The 16,887-nt window shown below is 67.6% G+C and carries 17 protein-coding genes; 7 read left to right on the forward strand and 10 right to left on the reverse strand.

All coding sequences use genetic code 11. The features are described from left to right. Nucleotides 1-31 precede the first annotated feature (31 nt). Both ACQPW1_RS24550 and ACQPW1_RS24555 read right to left on the reverse strand, forming a co-directional pair. Nucleotides 32-2,704 (reverse strand): vWA domain-containing protein, encoded by a 2,673-nt coding sequence (locus ACQPW1_RS24550; protein WP_433665086.1) that lies wholly within the window; start codon nt 2,702-2,704, stop codon nt 32-34. Then, nucleotides 2,701-3,132, reverse strand: a complete 432-nt coding sequence (locus ACQPW1_RS24555) for a hypothetical protein (protein WP_433665087.1) — start codon at nt 3,130-3,132, stop codon at nt 2,701-2,703. The genes ACQPW1_RS24550 and ACQPW1_RS24555 overlap by 4 nt, the downstream gene beginning before the upstream one ends. Before the next feature lie 382 nt (nt 3,133-3,514). Between ACQPW1_RS24555 and ACQPW1_RS24560 the strand changes: the two genes are divergently transcribed. Continuing rightward, a complete protein-coding gene (locus tag ACQPW1_RS24560) occupies nt 3,515-3,640 on the forward strand; it encodes a hypothetical protein (RefSeq protein ID WP_433665088.1) in 126 nt (41 codons plus the stop codon). 145 nt (nt 3,641-3,785) lie between these two features. Here ACQPW1_RS24560 and ACQPW1_RS24565 read toward each other — a convergent pair whose 3' ends face one another. Continuing rightward, a complete protein-coding gene (locus ACQPW1_RS24565) occupies nt 3,786-5,444 on the reverse strand; it encodes a pentapeptide repeat-containing protein (RefSeq protein WP_433665089.1) in 1,659 nt (552 codons plus the stop codon). A gap of 119 nt (nt 5,445-5,563) precedes the next feature. Here ACQPW1_RS24565 and ACQPW1_RS24570 point away from each other — a divergent pair, with 119 nt between their 5' ends. Together ACQPW1_RS24570 and ACQPW1_RS24575 are read left to right on the forward strand one after the other, a co-directional pair. Continuing rightward, nucleotides 5,564-7,003, forward strand: a complete 1,440-nt coding sequence (locus tag ACQPW1_RS24570) for a phenylacetate--CoA ligase family protein (protein WP_433665090.1) — start codon at nt 5,564-5,566, stop codon at nt 7,001-7,003. Then, nucleotides 7,000-8,091 (forward strand): ThiF family adenylyltransferase, encoded by a 1,092-nt coding sequence (locus ACQPW1_RS24575; protein WP_433665091.1) that lies wholly within the window; start codon nt 7,000-7,002, stop codon nt 8,089-8,091. The genes ACQPW1_RS24570 and ACQPW1_RS24575 overlap by 4 nt, the downstream gene beginning before the upstream one ends. Nucleotides 8,092-8,093: 2 nt before the next feature. On the opposite strand, the gene ACQPW1_RS24580 is transcribed toward ACQPW1_RS24575, so the two are convergent. Beyond that, nucleotides 8,094-8,534 carry a nuclear transport factor 2 family protein gene (locus ACQPW1_RS24580; RefSeq protein ID WP_433665092.1) on the reverse strand — a complete coding sequence of 147 codons (441 nt, stop codon included), beginning with the start codon at nt 8,532-8,534 and terminating at the stop codon, nt 8,094-8,096. A gap of 83 nt (nt 8,535-8,617) precedes the next feature. On the opposite strand from ACQPW1_RS24580, the gene ACQPW1_RS24585 reads away from it, so the two are divergent. Continuing rightward, entirely contained in the window at nt 8,618-10,042 is a 1,425-nt protein-coding gene (locus tag ACQPW1_RS24585; RefSeq protein WP_433665093.1) for an alpha/beta hydrolase family protein, read from the forward strand. Beyond that, nucleotides 9,994-10,137 carry a hypothetical protein gene (locus ACQPW1_RS24590; RefSeq protein WP_433665094.1) on the forward strand — a complete coding sequence of 48 codons (144 nt, stop codon included), beginning with the start codon at nt 9,994-9,996 and terminating at the stop codon, nt 10,135-10,137. The genes ACQPW1_RS24585 and ACQPW1_RS24590 overlap by 49 nt, the downstream gene beginning before the upstream one ends. A gap of 62 nt (nt 10,138-10,199) precedes the next feature. On the opposite strand, the gene ACQPW1_RS24595 is transcribed toward ACQPW1_RS24590, so the two are convergent. Continuing rightward, on the reverse strand, nt 10,200-11,432 hold the full coding sequence (locus ACQPW1_RS24595) for a TetR family transcriptional regulator (protein ID WP_433665095.1): 1,233 nt from the start codon (nt 11,430-11,432) through the stop codon (nt 10,200-10,202). Nucleotides 11,433-11,698: 266 nt separating this feature from the next. Between ACQPW1_RS24595 and ACQPW1_RS24600 the strand changes: the two genes are divergently transcribed. Further along, a complete protein-coding gene (locus ACQPW1_RS24600; RefSeq protein WP_433665096.1) occupies nt 11,699-11,983 on the forward strand; it encodes a helix-turn-helix transcriptional regulator in 285 nt (94 codons plus the stop codon). A gap of 13 nt (nt 11,984-11,996) precedes the next feature. On the opposite strand, the gene ACQPW1_RS24605 is transcribed toward ACQPW1_RS24600, so the two are convergent. Continuing rightward, complete coding sequence (locus ACQPW1_RS24605; protein ID WP_433665097.1) at nt 11,997-12,410, reverse strand: hypothetical protein; 414 nt, start codon at nt 12,408-12,410, stop codon at nt 11,997-11,999. Nucleotides 12,411-12,883: 473 nt separating this feature from the next. Here ACQPW1_RS24605 and ACQPW1_RS24610 point away from each other — a divergent pair, with 473 nt between their 5' ends. Beyond that, nucleotides 12,884-13,366 carry a hypothetical protein gene (locus ACQPW1_RS24610; protein WP_433665098.1) on the forward strand — a complete coding sequence of 161 codons (483 nt, stop codon included), beginning with the start codon at nt 12,884-12,886 and terminating at the stop codon, nt 13,364-13,366. A 60-nt stretch (nt 13,367-13,426) separates the two neighbouring features. Here ACQPW1_RS24610 and ACQPW1_RS24615 read toward each other — a convergent pair whose 3' ends face one another. The 4 genes from ACQPW1_RS24615 to ACQPW1_RS24630 all read right to left on the reverse strand — a co-directional run bounded on the left by ACQPW1_RS24615 (nt 13,427) and on the right by ACQPW1_RS24630 (nt 16,793). Further along, nucleotides 13,427-13,708 (reverse strand): response regulator transcription factor, encoded by a 282-nt coding sequence (locus ACQPW1_RS24615; RefSeq protein ID WP_433665099.1) that lies wholly within the window; start codon nt 13,706-13,708, stop codon nt 13,427-13,429. Between the two features lie 126 nt (nt 13,709-13,834). Beyond that, nucleotides 13,835-14,917, reverse strand: a complete 1,083-nt coding sequence (locus ACQPW1_RS24620; RefSeq protein WP_433665100.1) for a hypothetical protein — start codon at nt 14,915-14,917, stop codon at nt 13,835-13,837. Continuing rightward, nucleotides 14,914-16,101 carry a sensor histidine kinase gene (locus ACQPW1_RS24625; RefSeq protein ID WP_433665101.1) on the reverse strand — a complete coding sequence of 396 codons (1,188 nt, stop codon included), beginning with the start codon at nt 16,099-16,101 and terminating at the stop codon, nt 14,914-14,916. The genes ACQPW1_RS24620 and ACQPW1_RS24625 overlap by 4 nt, the downstream gene beginning before the upstream one ends. After that, nucleotides 16,098-16,793 (reverse strand): response regulator transcription factor, encoded by a 696-nt coding sequence (locus tag ACQPW1_RS24630; protein WP_433665325.1) that lies wholly within the window; start codon nt 16,791-16,793, stop codon nt 16,098-16,100. The genes ACQPW1_RS24625 and ACQPW1_RS24630 overlap by 4 nt, the downstream gene beginning before the upstream one ends. Nucleotides 16,794-16,887: the final 94 nt, after the last annotated feature.

Consider the following 16,887-nt stretch of genomic DNA (forward strand, 5'->3'; position numbering starts at 1 on the left):
GTTCTTGCGGGTCATAGCGTTCGGGGTTCGCTCAGCGGGTGTGCGGATCGGCACCGCCGCCACCGCCGTATCGACTCGGCGGCCGGCCCCGGTCGGTCGCGAACGGATTGTTTCCGTTCCCGCCCGAGGTGGACGGACCCGCGTACCGCGATGCGAAGGGATTGCCGCCGGGCTCAGGTGTTGTGGTCCGCGGGCCCGACTGGTCACCGTCGGACGCACCCCGGTTCCGTAGCTGCGCGACGAGACCCGGCACGTTATTGCTTGCGTCCGTTACCAATCCGGCACGCTGCGCCGGACTGCTGCCACCACCCAGCAGCAGCACCAGGGTGGCGGTGTCGGCGGGGCCGTCGGGGTTGTGCAGGACGAACCACGTGCCCTGCAGGGAGAGGGGGAGTACGGCGTTGCCGCGCGCGTTGGTGCGCGGTTCGACGCTCGACGCGCCCACCATGCCCGGTGCGTGGGCGGTGACGTAACCGCGTCCAGCGGGTGCCCACCCGGTGCGCGCTCGCAATGTCACCCCGCCCAGGTCGAGCTTGCGGGTGGAGCGGTGCAGTCCGGAGAAGCTGTCGACGAGGTCGGTGTCGCGAAGAGCGAAGCGCGTACCGTCGTCCCGGCACAGTGCCCCATTCTTCACGTGGACGGGGAATTGCTGTGCCTTGAGGGTCTGACCGGGGATCCGGGCCGTGATCCATTTCATGAGGTAGAGCAACAGCAATGGAATGCCGGGCCCGAGCACGATGGTCAGGATCAGGACGATCCAGAACAGCGGACGGTCCGGTTGTTTCTGGACCTTCGCCCGGAACGGCACGTCTATCGTGATCGCGCCGTCGATCTCGTTCGCCCGGGCCGCGGTGACCGCAATCGTTCCGCTCACCAGGCCGTTGGTCTGGTTCTCGATCTTCAGTACCACTGGAATCGAGCGAGCCTGCGCTCCGGGCACGCATCCTTGCGGATCGGTGGGCGCGGTATTGGTCAGCGCGAGGGCGCCGATTCCGTCGGGCTGTGTCTTGAACACCGGCGGACGGGTGGGGGCAACCCACACACAGCCCTCACCGCGCACCGGGAGCACAGCGGCGAATTCGCCTGAGCCCTCCAGTGTTCCGAAGTCGAGTGGGCCCGGCTCCGGGAACCCGGCCGGCGGTGCGATCTGCAATGGAATATCGAGAGGTTCGGGGTGCAGGACGGTTCCCGGCTGGTCGCCGGACGGGGCTGTGGTGATGCCGAGGGCGAGTCGCAGTGTTGCGGGCCCCGGCGGGATTCCGGTGAGGTCTACGGCGAGCGGGTCGGCGATGTGGTCGCGGGTGATCGCCTTCGCGAGTTCGTGTGACGCGCCGGATTGTTCGATGATGGACGCCGACAACTCGGCCGAGCCCTCGATGGTGGCCGGATCGACCGGCTTGCCCGCGCGGTCGGTGATGCCGAGCCGCAACAGGGTCTTCTCTGCGGCGTGCAGTGTCCGAGTGCGTTGTTCGGTCCACGTCGGGACGAGGTTTCCGTAGATGGTGATGCTCGACTTGGATTGTGTCGCAGGGAGTTTGCCTCCCTTGTCGACGAAGCCGAGCGCCCATATGCCGCGCCACGCGGCATCGGGAGCATTCGCCATCTTGAACGTGAGTTCGCTGGACGAGGTCCATCGGTACTCCACCGAGATGCTGCCGAGGGCAACTTTGCCCTCGGGCGCGGCGGGTATTTCGGCTGTCGTGTTATCCGGCGCGATCAAGGTCGGAATCAGACCGGCGGCGCCACCGTTTGCTTCGACGTTGACCGCACGGATCGAGTTGTCGAGGACGAATTTGTGTTTGCAGTCCTCTCGGACCTGTCCTGAACAAATGGTGCGGTCGGTGTCGATCCTGGTCGAGTTCGGCCCCAGCTTGGCGAACACGCCGAGCAATTCGTCGATGTTGTTGGCCGCGTAGAACTCTCCGGGCCGCGGCTTCACGATGTCGCCACAAGGCTTGCCGTCGTACGGTTTTCCGGTGGCGATCGATTCGAGCAGCCGGAAATCGGGTGCCCGGGGCGGTTGCCCGTCGACGCTGCGTACGCCGCCGAGGCCGAGGGCGAAGGTGCGAACCCCGGTGGCCCTGAGCTGGTCGGCGATGCCGCCGGACCGGCAGATCGAATCGCGCGTCGTGGCAATGCGATCCAAGCGGAGGCTGTCGTCGGAGGTCCGGAAGTCGAGCTCGCCGTCGGTGAACCACGCGATGCCGCGGCAGGCGGCGGGATTGGGGTCGGGCCGGTGTTCGGTGAGTGTGTGCAGCGCCTCGCTCAACGCGAGGCCGTAGTTGGTGTCGATGCCCTGGGTGCGATCTCGGGCGCCATCGATCGCGGATTTCAGCCCGGGCAACGACTTGCTGTTCAACGTCACCCAGGGGTGGCGTGTGTCGTAGGAGTCGCCGAAACCGGCAATCGCGATATCGAGGTCGACCTGCGTATTCTCGGTCCACTCGGCGAGCTTCTCGAGCAGACGCTGGGCGGCGGGGACTCGCGCTGCCTGCGGATCGGAGCCGTTGGGCGGCTTGAGGCTGCCCGACTCGTCCAACAGCAACAGCAGGTCGCCGTGCTTCTGCCCGACGAGGCACGCGCCGTAGTCGACGACCGCGGACGTGACATCCGACGGCTGTGCGCCCGCCGGGAATCCGCCGAGCAGGACGCAGCACAGGAAGGCCCCGGCGGCGGCCAGCCCAGACCAGCGATGTCGTCTCACTGTCGGGCCCACCAGTTCGCGAAGAGCCATCCGCTCAGCAGGACCCCGCACCCCGCGGAGCACAGCACGAGCCAGTAGAGGACGGTGGCGTACGGCCACGGGTCGTAGAGCGCCCGCGCCCGCTGTTCGATATCGACCCGGGTGAAGATGGCCAGCACGCTGATGGCGATAGGGCCGGCGAGGGCCCACGCGGCGACCGCGAACGGTGAACGACCTACCGTGACGGCGAGCACGATCCCCGCCGCGACGAAGAAAGCCGCCAGCACCAGCCACAACACCGGCGCCTTGCCGGAGATGTGCGAAACCGCCTGTGCGAAAGGAACGTTCGCAGGCTTGTCGCGGCGGCGGATGCGCGGCTCCGGCTGTTCGGTGATCACCGGATCGGTCGGCCGCGGCGTCGCACGAACATCGGATGCACCATCGGGCATTGCCGAGCGCTGCTGCTGACGCTTTTGATACTCGCTGTAGTCGAATGGACTAGGCGATCCTGGCGGAACAGCCACCGATTCTCTCCAACTGACTTATAGCCGTGCATGACTGAGTCGCCCCAAGAGTAAGGAGATGCGCCGCCGAGAAATATCGTGCGAACGAATGACACTGTCGACCGGCATTGCGGGTGATGACCTGCCGGAATCGGGCGCTGATCGCCAAAGATGCTGTGGCTGTAGGTGATCGGCCTGTCATGGGCGGCTGCGTGCCGCCGTCGTCCTGGGCGACCCGGTGCGTGGAATGTCCCTCGAACAGCCGACATCATTCGGCGGTCGCCGCGAATAGCGTTGGCAGGTAACTCGTGAAAGGGGGTGACAGAAAATGGAGCGATTCGAAAACAAGGAAAAGACGCCGAAGAGCGAGACGCCGCCGCCGGTGAAGCCACGCAGCGAACAAACCGACCGGGCGTTGGGTAAGGCCGCGATCGACGCGGTCAACAAGAAGTAGCGCAGGCGGTCCAGGTGGTTGTGACGATGAGACTGCGCCGCCACCTAGGCGATCCGAAAATGCTTGGCGGGCAGCCCGACACTGCTCGTCGAGATCCTGCGTGGTGGACCGAGGGGTCCACCGCGCAGGCCGGATACCAGACAGGCTAGCTGCTCGGGTCCAATTCGTTTGGGCCAGTACTGGATACCGGCGGGGGCCAGTCCTGCGGTTCGACGTTCACGGGCATCGCAGTTGGGTCCGGGTCCCAGTCGAACCGCGGCGCGGGTGGTCCCCACTGTGCGGGACCGGCGAACGTGACTCGGTCGCCGCCGAAGTCGATGCCGCGAAAGTCGACAGCATCGGCGAATGTCGCACCCTCGAAATCGGTGTCCCCTGCGAAGTACGCGCCGACGAACACGGCGATACCGCAAAATACCGTGCGCCGGAAGACGGCGTCGCCCCGGAAATCCACGTCCTGGAACCGAGTGTTGCCCAGGAATGTCGCCTCCTGGAAGACCGTGCGGCGGGCGAATCTCGCGCCATTGAAGATCGCGGCACCGGAGAACGTCACCAGTGCGAACGTGGCCGCGCCCGCGTATCCGGTAGACCCGAAGCGCGCGTTGCCTGCGAATTGCGCCGCATGGAACGACGTGTCACCGAGGAAGCTCGCGCCGGCGAACGCGGCGTCGGCCGCGAACGTCGTGCGATCGAAGAGTGCGTCGGACGAGAACGTTGTGTCGCTGAACCACGTCGTGTCGCTGAACGTCGTGCCCGAGAAAACGAGCGGTTGCCTGAACTTGGCATTCACGAATTGAGCACGGCCAGAAAACTCGACCTGTGCGAAGTGGGCCGGACCTGAGAACACCGCGTCGGCGAACTGCGCAGTACTGGAGAACGTCGCGGTAGCGAACCCGACTCGATCGGTGAACGACGCGTTCGTGAACCGAGCCTCATCCATGAACGCCACGCCATCGAAGGCCGTGCTGCCCCCGAACGTTGCGCCGTCGAACATCGCGGCGCCGCCGAACGTCACTCCTTCGAACTGCGCGATCTGCACGAACGTCGCGTCGACGAACATCGCGTCACCAGCGAACGTCGCATTCCCGAACCGCGCGGCACCGCCGAACACCCCGTCGCTGAAGTCGACATCCTCCAGATACGCAGTGCGGAACTCGCTCGATGACCAGCTGTACTCCGCGGTGGGCCGGGTCCGGTCGGCGATGACCCGCACGATGGTCTGCCGTACTTCCTTGTCGTTGTGTCGATATTCGAGATGCCGTTCCTCGTCGTCGGCCCGGGTGCCGTCCGCAACGGCTCGGTGATGTTTGAGCACCAGCTTGGTCTGGTGGTTGCCGCCGAGCTCGGGTGTGTAGGGCAGGCGGAGATACCCACAGAGCACATCGATGCATTGCTGACGCTGTAGCCCGTCGGATTCGTCCGCGGCACCGGCCATCGCGTACACCCCGGCGATCCGGACCGCGACGTCACTGGCCCCGAGCTGCGCGGCGGCGGCACCGAATCGCTCGACGAATCGGCCTTGCTCGAGATCGCGTTGCCGCCGATAGGCGATGACCAGCGCGACGACACCGCCGACCCCGCCGACGATGGTCAGCGCGACCCGGGTGATGTCGATCGGCGCGGCCGCGGCGGCGCTGTTCGTGTGGATGATGCGTTTGAGGTACCACTGCGCGACGAAGGCGACGCCGAGCCCGGCGATGACCGCCCACAGGACCGCGTTGAGCAGCCGCATCCGTTCCGCGCGCCGCGCAACGGCATTGGTCGCCTTGTTCGCGCGCCCACGAACGGTGCCAACCCACCCAGTCACGGCTCGATTCTTATCGAAGCCGCACCACGTCGCACCCACAATGCCGTTCCCGCCCGGGGGATCGCTTCTGCGAGCACAGGACTTCGGTCCACCAGCTCACAGAGGGAGATTCGACGAAAATGACTGCGCTACTGTCGCTCGCGCCGGGCGGCGAGCCGGGATTCGTTCGGGCACTGGACATATTCCACCGGGCGGCCCGCGATGTGCCCGCCTACCGGGCACACCTGGAACGCCACGGCATCGACCCGGATTCGATTCGGACGCCCGAGGATTTCGCCAGGGTTCCCGTCGTCACCAAAGAGGAGTACCTGCGGCGCAATCCGCTCGGCGCCCTGGTCTGGCACGGCGACATCAGCGAGGCCGGGACCTGGTCGAGCAGCTCCGGTTCCACGGGCAAGCCGACCTACTTTCCGCGTGACCTGATGTCGCTCCAGGAGAGCATCGAGTTCTACAGCAGGATGCTGACCCGGAGCTTCGATTCGATCGGGCGCAGCACGCTGCTCGTCGTCGGCTTCGCGATGGGCAACTGGATCGGCGGCACCTACACCTACCAGGCCGCGCTCGAACTGCGCCGCCGCGGCCACCGGGTGTCGGTGGTCGCGCCGGGCATCGACGCCGAGACCATCCTGGCGAACATCGCCGACCTCGGTCCGAGCTACGACCAGGTGGTGCTCGCCGGATATCCGCCGTTCGTCCAGGACGTGCTCGATCGGGCCGACAAGCACGTGCGCGCAATGAATTTGGGCGTGCTGCTGGCCGGCGAGAACATCAGCGAGGAGTGGCGCGACCACATTCTCGACCGGATCGGTCAGCCGGACCGGCCGGACCGGACGTGCCTGATCTACGGGACCGCCGACGCCGGAGTGATGGGTCACGAGACACCGACCACCATCGATATCCGGCGACTCGCCCGCACCGATCCGCGGCTGCGCACCGAGCTGTTCGGCGACGACGACCCGGCCATGCCGACCTTCGTCGAATACGACCCGAACCTGCGGTTCACCGAAACCGACGAGCAGGGCCGGTTCCTGTTCACCGTCGACAGCGCGCTGCCGCTGGTGCGCTACCGCATCAACGACGAGGGCACGATCCGCACCCCGTGGCGCGTCGCCGCGGTCTTGCGCCGCTGCGGCTACCGAATTCCGGTGCGCACCTCCACTTTCGGCGCGGGCTTCCTCGCGTTGCGCCGGCGCAGCGACGTGGCCGCGAGCTTCTACGCGGTCAAGCTCTATCCGGAGAGTGTCCGTGCGGCGTTGGAGTCCGCCGCGGTCCGTGAGCTGGTCACCGGAAAGTTCGTGCTGGCCACCGTTTCCGACGCGGCCTTCGCCCAGACCTTGGACCTCCGGGTCGAATTGCGCGAATCGGTCGAGCCCAGCGGCGAACTCGCCGCCCAACTCCAGCAGCTCGTCACGGCGGCGCTGGACCGCACCAACAGCGAATACCGCAAGCTGCGCACCGTTCCCGGTGTCGTGGCCGAACCCGTGATCACCCTGATTCCCTTCGGCGGCAACGGATTCCACTACACCGTCAAGCACAAGTACCTGGAGAGCAACCGATGATCGAGATCCTTGACCCGATGATCCACGCCGAGCGCCTCGCCTACTTGCTGCGGCCCGCCGCGCGGTATGGCCTGGTGGACGCGTGGACGAGCGCGTCGGACGAACTGGCCGCCATCGACCCGACGGCGGGACCGATCGCCAGCCGCTACGTGGTGTACCCCTGGCGCAAGACCATCGTGCGACTGCCCGAGGCCGACACGTTCTGGCGGCTGCGCACCGCGCGCAACCGGTATCTGCTCGACGAGGCCGAGCAGCGCCGCTGGTCGGCCGCGCTGGTCGGCGTCGCGGGACTGAGCGTCGGCGCGTCCGCGCTGTCGGTGTGCTCGCTGACCGGCGCGCGCCGGTTCCGGCTGGCCGAGCACGACCGGTTGTCCATCACCAACCTGAACCGGTTGTCCGCCTCGGTCTGCGACCTCGGACTGCCGAAGCTGACGATCGCGCAGCGGCGGGTGCTCGAAACCGATCCCTATAGTGAGCTTTTCGCGCTCCCGGACGGCTACACACCGGCGGCGGCCGCCGATTTCCTCGGCACCGGCCCCGGCGACGAACCGCTGACCGTGTTGGTCGAGGAGATGGACGACCTCCCGGCCAAGATCGATATCCGGCGGCGCGCCCGCGCCGCGGGCATCCCGGTCGTGATGGCAACGGACAACGGAGACAACGCGATTGTCGATGTCGAGCGGTTCGATCTGGATCGGGATTACCCGATCTTCCACGGTCTGGCCGGTGACCTCGCGGGCGCGACCGGCGACGATCTCGCCGATCCGCGCACTAGGGCTCGCATCGCGCAGCGCATCGTCGGCGCGGATCTCACGCCGCGTACCCGGTTCTCGCTGACCGAGGTCGGTCGTTCGCTGACCTCCTGGCCGCAGCTCGGCACCGCGGCGACGGTGGCCGGCGCGGCGGCGGCCTACGCGGCCCGCATGGTGGCGACCGGACACGGGCTGCCGTCCGGGCGGTACCGGGTGGATCTGGACCGGGCGATGCTCGGCCCGGCGGCCGACGCCACCGATGGCTGGAACGAGTTGGGCGAGGGCGACTTCCTCGCCGCCATGTCGGCGAATTCGGAAGGGCGGCAGGAGAAATGAGGCTACTGGTCGGTCGGCGGACTGTGCGCCCAGATCGGCGTGATGACGTGCTGCTGGAACCGCCAGCCGGCGCGGCCCTTGCGGGCCTGGAAGGTATAGCGACTGCCCAACATTCGGTGCTCGCCGGGCTGGCTCTGCGTGGGGACGAATACCGCGAGCACATCGGCGGTCACCGTCGCCTGGGAGCCGTTCTGGGTGATCGCGACACCCGAGACGAAATGCTGTGTGGCGGCGTATATTTCGTGGTTGCTCCGGGCGACGTCGACGATCGCGGCCGCGCCGGTCGACACACCGGCGGGCGTCTCCAGCGTCGCGTCCGGGGTGTACACGCCGGACAGCCCGTCGAAATCCCTGGTGTCCAGGCAGCCGGTGAGCACCGTGACGAGATCGTGCAATTCCGCGCGGTCGAACAGGTCCTCGATGCACCGGGGCTTCGACGTCATGCGGTCAAACTAATGCAGCCCGGCCGCCGATGCCATGGCAATCGCGCAGCCGAGCGCACAAGACCGAATCAGGAGGTGCGGCGATGAGGCCGCTGCGGCGCGCGCTGGTCACCGCTTGTGCGCTCACCAAGACGACCGATCTCGTTGCCCGGTATACGGGCGCGCGATGGTTTCTGCCCGAGGTGCTGGTACATCGGTTCGCCGGGCTCGGCGGTTTCGAGATCGCCGAGTTCACCGCGCAGATCGACAACGCGCGGTCGTTCAGTGATCAAGGCTGGACCGAGCATTGGGAGCGGCTGGCCGCGGATCGGACTGCCACCGCGTATCGCGCGCTCACGGTCGTGGCGGCCGAGCGAGGGGAACGACTGCCGCAGTCGGACGTGCTGTTCGGGGCGGACGCCATGATGTTCGCGGAGCTGCTCGGCCGGCTGCTCGGACCTGCGGCCGAGTTCGTCGGCGACCGAGGTCCCGCGCCGGGCGCGGACGCCGTCGAGCGGTTCCTGTCCGGGCGTCCAGTCGACGCAGGGGAGCGCTCGATGGTCGTCGCCCTGGACGTGCTGGTCAAGGCGATCGTCTACCACTTGGTGGCGGCCTGGCCGGGCGCGACGGCCGCCCGGCTGCGGGCCTACCGCACCTCGCGGCGACTGTTCGAGGTCTTGCTCACGGCCCTCGGGCCGTGGCTCGGCGTCGAGGTCGAGGCGGTGGAGATTCCGGCCGGGTCCGAGATCGTCCGGGCGATCACGGTTTTCCCGACGGGGACGCGGCGCTGCCCGGTGCTGCTCGTGACGAACGGTCTCGACGGGACGGTCCAGGAGCTGGTGCTGCCGTTGCTGAAGTACCGGAACGCGGGCCTGGGCATGCTGATCATGGAGATGCCGGGCAGCTACACCGCTCCGCGGCCGATGTCGGCGGCATCGGAGGAGGTCTATCGCTCGGTGCTCGACTACCTGTCCGCACATCGACGGGTGGACGCCGGCCGAATCGCGATGTTCGGCATGAGCTTCGGCGGCTACTGGGCGGCGCGGCTGGCTGCGGTCGATGCCAGGCTGCGGTGCGCGGTGTGCGTCGGCACGCCGACCCACCGCGGCTTCGGCCCGGCCGCGGCGATCGGCATGCCGCAGCCCGTGCTGCGGGCCATGGGTGCCGCGGTTGGTGCGGGCAGCATGCTCGGCATCGGCGGGAAGCTGGCGGCGCTGTCGCTGCGCGGGATGTACCAACGCATCGGGATTCCGCTCCTGGTCGTCAACGGCGAGCACGACGCGGTGATCGACGTGCGCGACTCGATGGAACTCGCCGCGGCGGTGCCGGGCGCGACGCTGCGCCTGTATCCCGATGATGATCATTGTGCGCCAGGTCATTTCGTGGACTGGTTGGACGATGCGGTGGCGTGGCTGTGGCGGGGGATCGGTGGGCGAGGAGAGACGGTGGACCCGCACCGGCTCGACCGAAGGGATTCCAGATGGACCTGTTCGCCCGCCGTACCCGCGCCACTCGCCGCGCGGAACTGACCACCGCCGCACTGGTGGCCGCGATCCAGGGCCTCGGCAACGCCGTAGGCAGTGTCTGCGGCACGATGATCGCCTGGTGGATGCTCAACCGATAACAGTATGCGGCGCGCGTCGACTGGCGGGCGCCGCATATTCGGTTGTGCGGCAGCATGATCGGTTACCGGATGCGCAGTCCGTCCAGGACCAGCCGACTGACGAAGTCGGCATTGTCGGCCGGGCTGTGCTCCCTGCGGGTGAAGCAGCGGAGCAGCAGGGTGTTGGTGAGCAGCGCCGCGATCTCCTCGGCAGGCTGATCATCGGCGAATTCGCCGTCCTTCTGCGCCCGGAGGATGAGCGGGACGAGCAGACCGGGGAAGTTGAGTTCCCGTTTGACGGAGACCAACCCGTCCTCGTCGGCATAGGTATCGTGCGCGACGGCGGCCATCAGCGCGTCCATGAACGCGCGTTCGTCGGCGACCAGGCGCGCGACCCGGACGAAATGCCGTCGCACGATGGCCACCGCGTCGTACCCGATCGTGGTGTCGTCGGTGATGTCCTGGCCGAGGCCCGCGTACGCCGACTTCAATGCGTCGACGATGAGTTGTGTTTTCGTCGGGAAGATCCGGCGGGCCGCCTCGGCGGGCACGCGGGCCTCGGTGGCGATCGAATCGATCCCGGTCATGAAGTAGCCGCGCTTGGTGAACTCCGCGCGGGCGGCCATCAGCAGCGCCACGCGCGGCTCGCTCGGCAGCGCGGTCGGCTGTGCGGGGGTGCCGGCGAGTGCGGTGAGCGCGTCGTCGATGTGCGCGTGCCGCTGCGAACCGTCGACCGCGATGTTCAGCACCGCGAGTACGGCATCGGCGACGAGTTCGCCGGACACCGCCGCCGGTTCGGCGCGGTGCCGGATGATGAACCCCTCCAGCAGGGCGGTCAGCACGACGCAGAAGCTCTCCTTGGTGAGCGGCTTGCGCAGCGTCGCGCCGGACCGGGCGAACAGGACCTCGAAGATCTGCAGGATCAGCTGATCGGTGCGCCGGTACGTCGCCCGGATCCCGCGCGCGGTGCGCGGGCTGGACGGGCCGAGGGTGATCGCGAGAAGTCTTCTGGTAGCGGCCTTGTCGGCGAAGGCCTGGTCGAAGTAGTCGAGTACGAGCTGACGTACCGCGCGGATGCGGTCGCCATCGGCGTTGTCCAGCACCAGTTGCACGCGCGGCCGGACATCGGCGGGCGCGGGCCGGGCGTCATCGATCAACTGATCGAGTACCTCGGTCAGATACCGGGATTTGGTGGCGAACTTTCGGTAGAAGGTCGCGTTCGAAGAGTTCGCTCGGGCGATCACGTCCTCGACGCGCAGACCGCTGTCCAGCAGCTTGGCCGGTTGGTCGAGGACGAGCTGCAGTCCGGCGTGCACGAGTTCGGCGGCGGCGCGGTCATCGATGGAAATGAGTTGCTCCTGACTGGAATCCTCGCTCGGGTGGTGCGCGGGCGGTCAGTGACTTGATCCGGACTCGCCGGTGAGCCGTTACGCCCAGGCGCTGAGAGTGATCGCTCTCAGGTGCGTGCGATCGGTCCGCGCGGTGGCAGTGACGTGCGGATCTATCCACGGTTACATAGGCGCTGTCCCCTCGATGCCGTTGCGCACGTCGGGTACTGGCACAGTGAACGAAGGAACCGTCGATGAGTACCGTGGCCGATCACCAGAACGACCCGATCCGGGCCCTGACCGACCCGGGCAAGCGCCCGACGTTGAGCGGCCGTGAGGTCGAGGTGCTGCTCGCGTGGCTGCGCGCCGACTCGAAGCCGGAGGTCTGCGTGCTGCTGTTCATCTCGCTGGGTACGGTGAATACGCACCTGTCCCGGATCAGGGAGAAGTACGCGGCGGTGGGCAGGCCGGCACCGACCAAGGCGATCCTGGTCGTCCGGGCGCTGCAGGACGGGCTCGTCGGTATCGATGACCTGTGATCGCCTCACGGGTTCAGTCGGTGGCGCTCGCGCACCGGTGCGACAGACTGGTCGCAATATCGGTGGCGGTGAGCGCCGCCGATGTCTTGGTCGCGAGGTACTCGGCCCAGGACGTCTCCTGCTCGATGACGATCTCGGAGTCGGTTGTCGCACAGAGGAACTGAGCCGACGCCACGCTGTTGTCCAGCGCGAAGACCACATCAACGGCGACCTTCCGGTGCACCGCGACGGTGATCGCCGCGATCGCCCTGCGCTCGACCAGATGCTTCACCCGGACGGTGGCCAGGGCCAGATCGCGCACCCGTGGCGTGCTGATCCCGACGACGTTGCCGTATCTCCACCGGCGCGCCGATGGCCCACTCGACTGTCCCGCGGCTTCGTGCACCGCGAGGATGAGCTCGCCGAGTGCCGAGGCCGAGACAGTCACCTCATATGTTTGTCGACGGTTCACGATCGGTGCCCACACCTTCCGCATGCGGTCGCGATCCTGTCGCACCGGCGACCGAGTTCAGAATAATCTAATGTTCGAGAAGATCGTGGGCGCAACTGCTTTGCACCCCGCGCGGTCCTCGCCGGATGCCTTGTCATGTTTCGTCCTCGAACACTGACGGTGTCACGATTTGGCATCGTTGTCTGTCGGTCGAATGTCCGACACGACCGCCGGGGGCTCCGTCGGGCGATGCGGGCCGGCCGTGTCGCGGTGTCGTCGGCAGCGCGCGGGCCGGGTTCGGGTGATCGGCGTAGCACTGCCGCAATGCGAGCATGCGTCGCCCGGTCGGCATCCGTCATTTGAATGATTTCGGTTCCCGGACAGCGATGTTAGCGTCGTTTGTGTCCGGGCCATACCGCATTCCACGGTTTCCTCGGACTGTTATCCGGAGTCGGATTTGGAGTGGAATCGTGGAAGTATTTCTTATTGCCTTTGCCATCGGCATGGTCGGCATCTTCGCTTCGTGGGCCATCAGCGTCGAGGCATTCTTTACGTTTGCCATTATCTATATGGTCGGACTGCTCGTCGCGGGTTGGGTGCTCAGTATCGCGGCCCGGCGGCACGTAATTCTGGTCGCGCCGGGGCCGCCGGATGTGGTGGCCGAAGCGGTGGCACGGCATTTCAAGGGTGCCGGCTGGCGTGCGGTGCAGGGGAAGGGCGATCTCAACTTTCAGGCCCGCGGGATCGGCCTGAACTCGTACGGGATGGAGCATCCCGTGCTGTCCATCGACCTGGTGGACCGGCAGGACGGCAGCACCGGCGTGGAGATCTGGATGTCGGAATGGACGCGCAGGTTCGGCGTGACCGCGTGCTGCGACCGGGTCATCTCGAAGCGGTGGCGGCTGGCCCGCAAGCTCGCGCGGCTCGACGACGTCGCGGGTGTGACCTACTGAAGATCGCGGCGAAGTCTCGCTGGTCGGCAATTCCCGGCCAGCGAAACTTTGTTCATTCGACTACAACTCGTCCAGCACGAGCAGGCCGTCCTGCAATGCGCGCGCCACCAGCGCCGCTTTGGTATTCGCCGCCCGTCCGGCCGCCGCGTACTTCCCGCGAATACGGGTGATGTGGGTGTTGACCGTTCCGATCGACAGATACAGCTGTTTTCCCACTTGGGTTTTCGAATCGCATTTCACCCAGGCGATGAGCACCTCGCGTTCGCGCGCCGACAGGTGCGGGTCGCGCCACGATGGTGGCTGGTCGGGGTGTGGTCGGGGATCCGGAACGATCGAGGTCATCAGTACTTCCCACTTCGAGCATTGTCCGTCGGTTCCGGTACCCCACCTCCCCGAAGGTTGCGGACCAATAACCGATGTGCCTAATGAATATATGATCCGTTGCCGCCCAGGGGAATTCCCCAGCTCTCAGCCCTTAGGTCTGGGGTCTTGCTTCGCTTCGCGAACAAGTTGCCCGCTGTCCAGGTCGGAGCGCACCTTGCCGGTGGACTCGACCTCGATCCGCAGTTCCGTGTTGTCGCGCAACAGGATCGACGCGAGGGTGCTGCGCCCGGGCGGCAGGATCCGGGCGGTGACGGTGCCGCCGTCGGCGTAGTCGAGCGCATCCCGCAGCACGGTGCGCACGTGCTGTCGCAGCTCGGCACTGACCTCGTCGAGGCCGCCGCCATCGTCCAGCACCACCGTAACCCCACGCTGTCGCGCGTAGCGCGCCGCGAGGCCGACCGAGGCATCGATCATGACGCCGCCCAGGATATCGTCCCGCAACTCCGCCTCGACCAGCCGGCACTCGGCCTGTTCCTGCGCGGTGAGCTGGCGACCGGAGGCGATGATCTCCAGCAGCGGCCGCGCGGCGCTGTCCAGCCGGGCGACCCGCTCGTCGCGCTCCTGCTGGGCGGCCAATGCGGCGGCCTCGGCCGCGGCGCGCTCGGTATCTTGTTGGCGCAGCGCGAGAATCGAGTGCGCCATCGGGCGCACCACCCTGGCGAAGAAGGTCGCCATGAGCAGCGGGGTCAGGTTGATGAACGAGAACCCCACGCCGGTGAGCAGTCCCTGGCCGGTGTGTGCGGTCCAGCCTGCGCAGATGACGATCTGTCCGAGCACGCCCACCCATGCCCACAGCGGCGCTCCGCGCACACAGAGGAAGTTCAGATACGCGGATCCGGCGCCGAGGAACCAGATCTGCGTGGAGTTGGCCATCGGGACCGGCAGCTGCCAGATGGCCAGCGCGGTGGCCAGCGGGGCGGCCACGGCGGCCGGTACCGCGAACCGGGCGGGCAGCGGATCTCCGGGCGCGACAATCATGCTCAGCCCGGCGCCGAGGATGAGCACCGCGGCGAACGCGGTGAACCGGATGTCGCGGATCCCGTCGTCGGCGGCGAGCGCCATCGAACAGATCGCGACGGCGAACAACCCGGACAGCAGCCACGCGGCCGGCGTCCGCATCCCGAGGATGTCGCGCACATTGTCGCGGACCGTGTGATTCACCGTCATGTCGCCACCCATCCGGTGCTCACCCGGCAACCTCGGCCCGGCGCGGTATCGATGGCGGACCACGCGCCGGGCAGTTCGGCGAGGCGGTCGGTGATGCTGGCCCGCAGGCCGAGGCGATCGGGCGGGACGGTCGCGGGATCGAAACCGACGCCGTCGTCGATGACGTCGACTCGCACCGACGCCGCGTCGGCGGTGACCTGTACCTCGCAGGCCGCCTCGCGCGTCCGGGAACTGGCGTGCCGCTGCCAGTTACGCATCGCTTCACCCACCGCGGCGGCCAGTGCGGTCGCGACATCACTCGGGACGACGAGGTCGACATCGGCGGCCCGGTCGGCCCGCAGCTGGACCGTGTCGTCGACCTCGGCCGCCGCCGCGCGGATGCTGGCGACGACCTGGTCGAGATCGAGGTTGTCCTGCACCGGCAGCCCGGAGCGCAGCCGTTCGAGATCGCGCAACGTCACGTCCGCGTGATGGGTCAGCACCGCGGAGTTGGGTGTGCGCGAGGCCTCCAGCAGTGTCGCGATGACCCAGTCGTGGGTGAGGGCGTCGAAGCGCCGCCGCTCGAATCGGCGGGCGTCGGCGGCGGCGCCGGCGGTGGCCTTCGCGCGCGCCGCGTGCGCGGTCCGATCCAGTGTCCGCCCGACCTGTACCAGGACGACGCACGCCGCACAGGGGAGCGCCGAATATGCCACGGCGAAAAGCAATTCCGGCACTATCGGGTTGTGCGTTTCCGGTCCACGGGCGGCTGCGGCGGCGATCTGGGCGAGGACCGCGGCGACGGTGAGGTAGCCGAATGGCATGCGCCGCCAGAAGATACACAGTGCCACCGCGGGCAGTCCCGGAATCCAGGTGGTCCATAACGATTCCTCGGCGGGCACGGTGGCTCCGGTCCGCACGACGAGCCAGCTGCCCGCGGCGAGCAGATAGCCGATCGCGAACGCGAGTACCGCGTAGCGGGCCAGGTCGAGGCGCCAGCGCAGCGCGGCGGCGATGACGAGTACGGTCGGCGCGTAGACCGCGGTGAGCGCGAGCGGTGTCCACCACGACGCGGCCAGCGCCGACTGGGCGAGCGCGATCGGCACGGTGAGGGCCGCGTAGAACAGGCCGCCTGTTCCGACGAAGAGGCAGGCGCCGCGGACGAGGCGGGCTTCGGCGCTGCGCGGTGGCGCGGCGGCATCGATCATCGGGGCCGGGGATCGCCGCCGATGAAACCGTCTCGTTTGGCCTCGCGGTAGAGATCGACGCGCGAACGGACCGGCCGGCCCGCCTCGGCGTAGCGACGGCGGATCCGGCTCAGGTAGTCGTTGACCGTGTGTTCGGAGAGTCCGAGCTTGTGCGCCACCGCCCCCGCGGTCTCGCCATTCGCGTAGTGCTCCAACACGTCTCGTTGTCTGGGCGGCAGATCGATATTGGTCAACGCCGGGTCGCTGTCGATGGCCGACGCCCAGGCCGTCGTCGCGACCTGCCTGCCGGAGGCGGCCGCGCGGATCATCGCGGTGGTGTGTTCGGCCGGGTCGCTCTTCAACGCGACGCCGAGCACGCCCGCGCGGGCCGCCGAGCGGATGAGGTCGCGCCAGTCGCCGGTGGTGTAGACGAGGCAGGGGATGTCCAGGTTGTGCAGCATCTCGACGTTCGCGCGCGGGCTGGAGCCGTCGGGCAACCGGAGGTCCAGGACGGCCAGATCGAGATCCGTTGCCTGCTCCAGCAACTCGGGGACCGTCGGCGCGATCGCGACGACGGTCAGATCGGGTTGATCGGAGAGGATCGCGGCCAGGCCGACCGCGACCGCCTGGTGGTCTTCGACGATGCCGATCCGGCGGACGACTCCCGGAGTCGCGTAGGGGCCGGGTAGATCGGTGACGGCGACGCCCGCCATTGTGAGCAGTCGACGGATCACCATGAATGGATTAAAGCACTCGGCCACCGAGGTGCCAAGTGAAGTCGTTCACATATTCGGAGTTCGCGCCTGG

The organism is Nocardia sp. CA-128927 (assembly GCF_050955855.1).
Lineage (GTDB): Bacteria > Actinomycetota > Actinomycetes > Mycobacteriales > Mycobacteriaceae > Nocardia.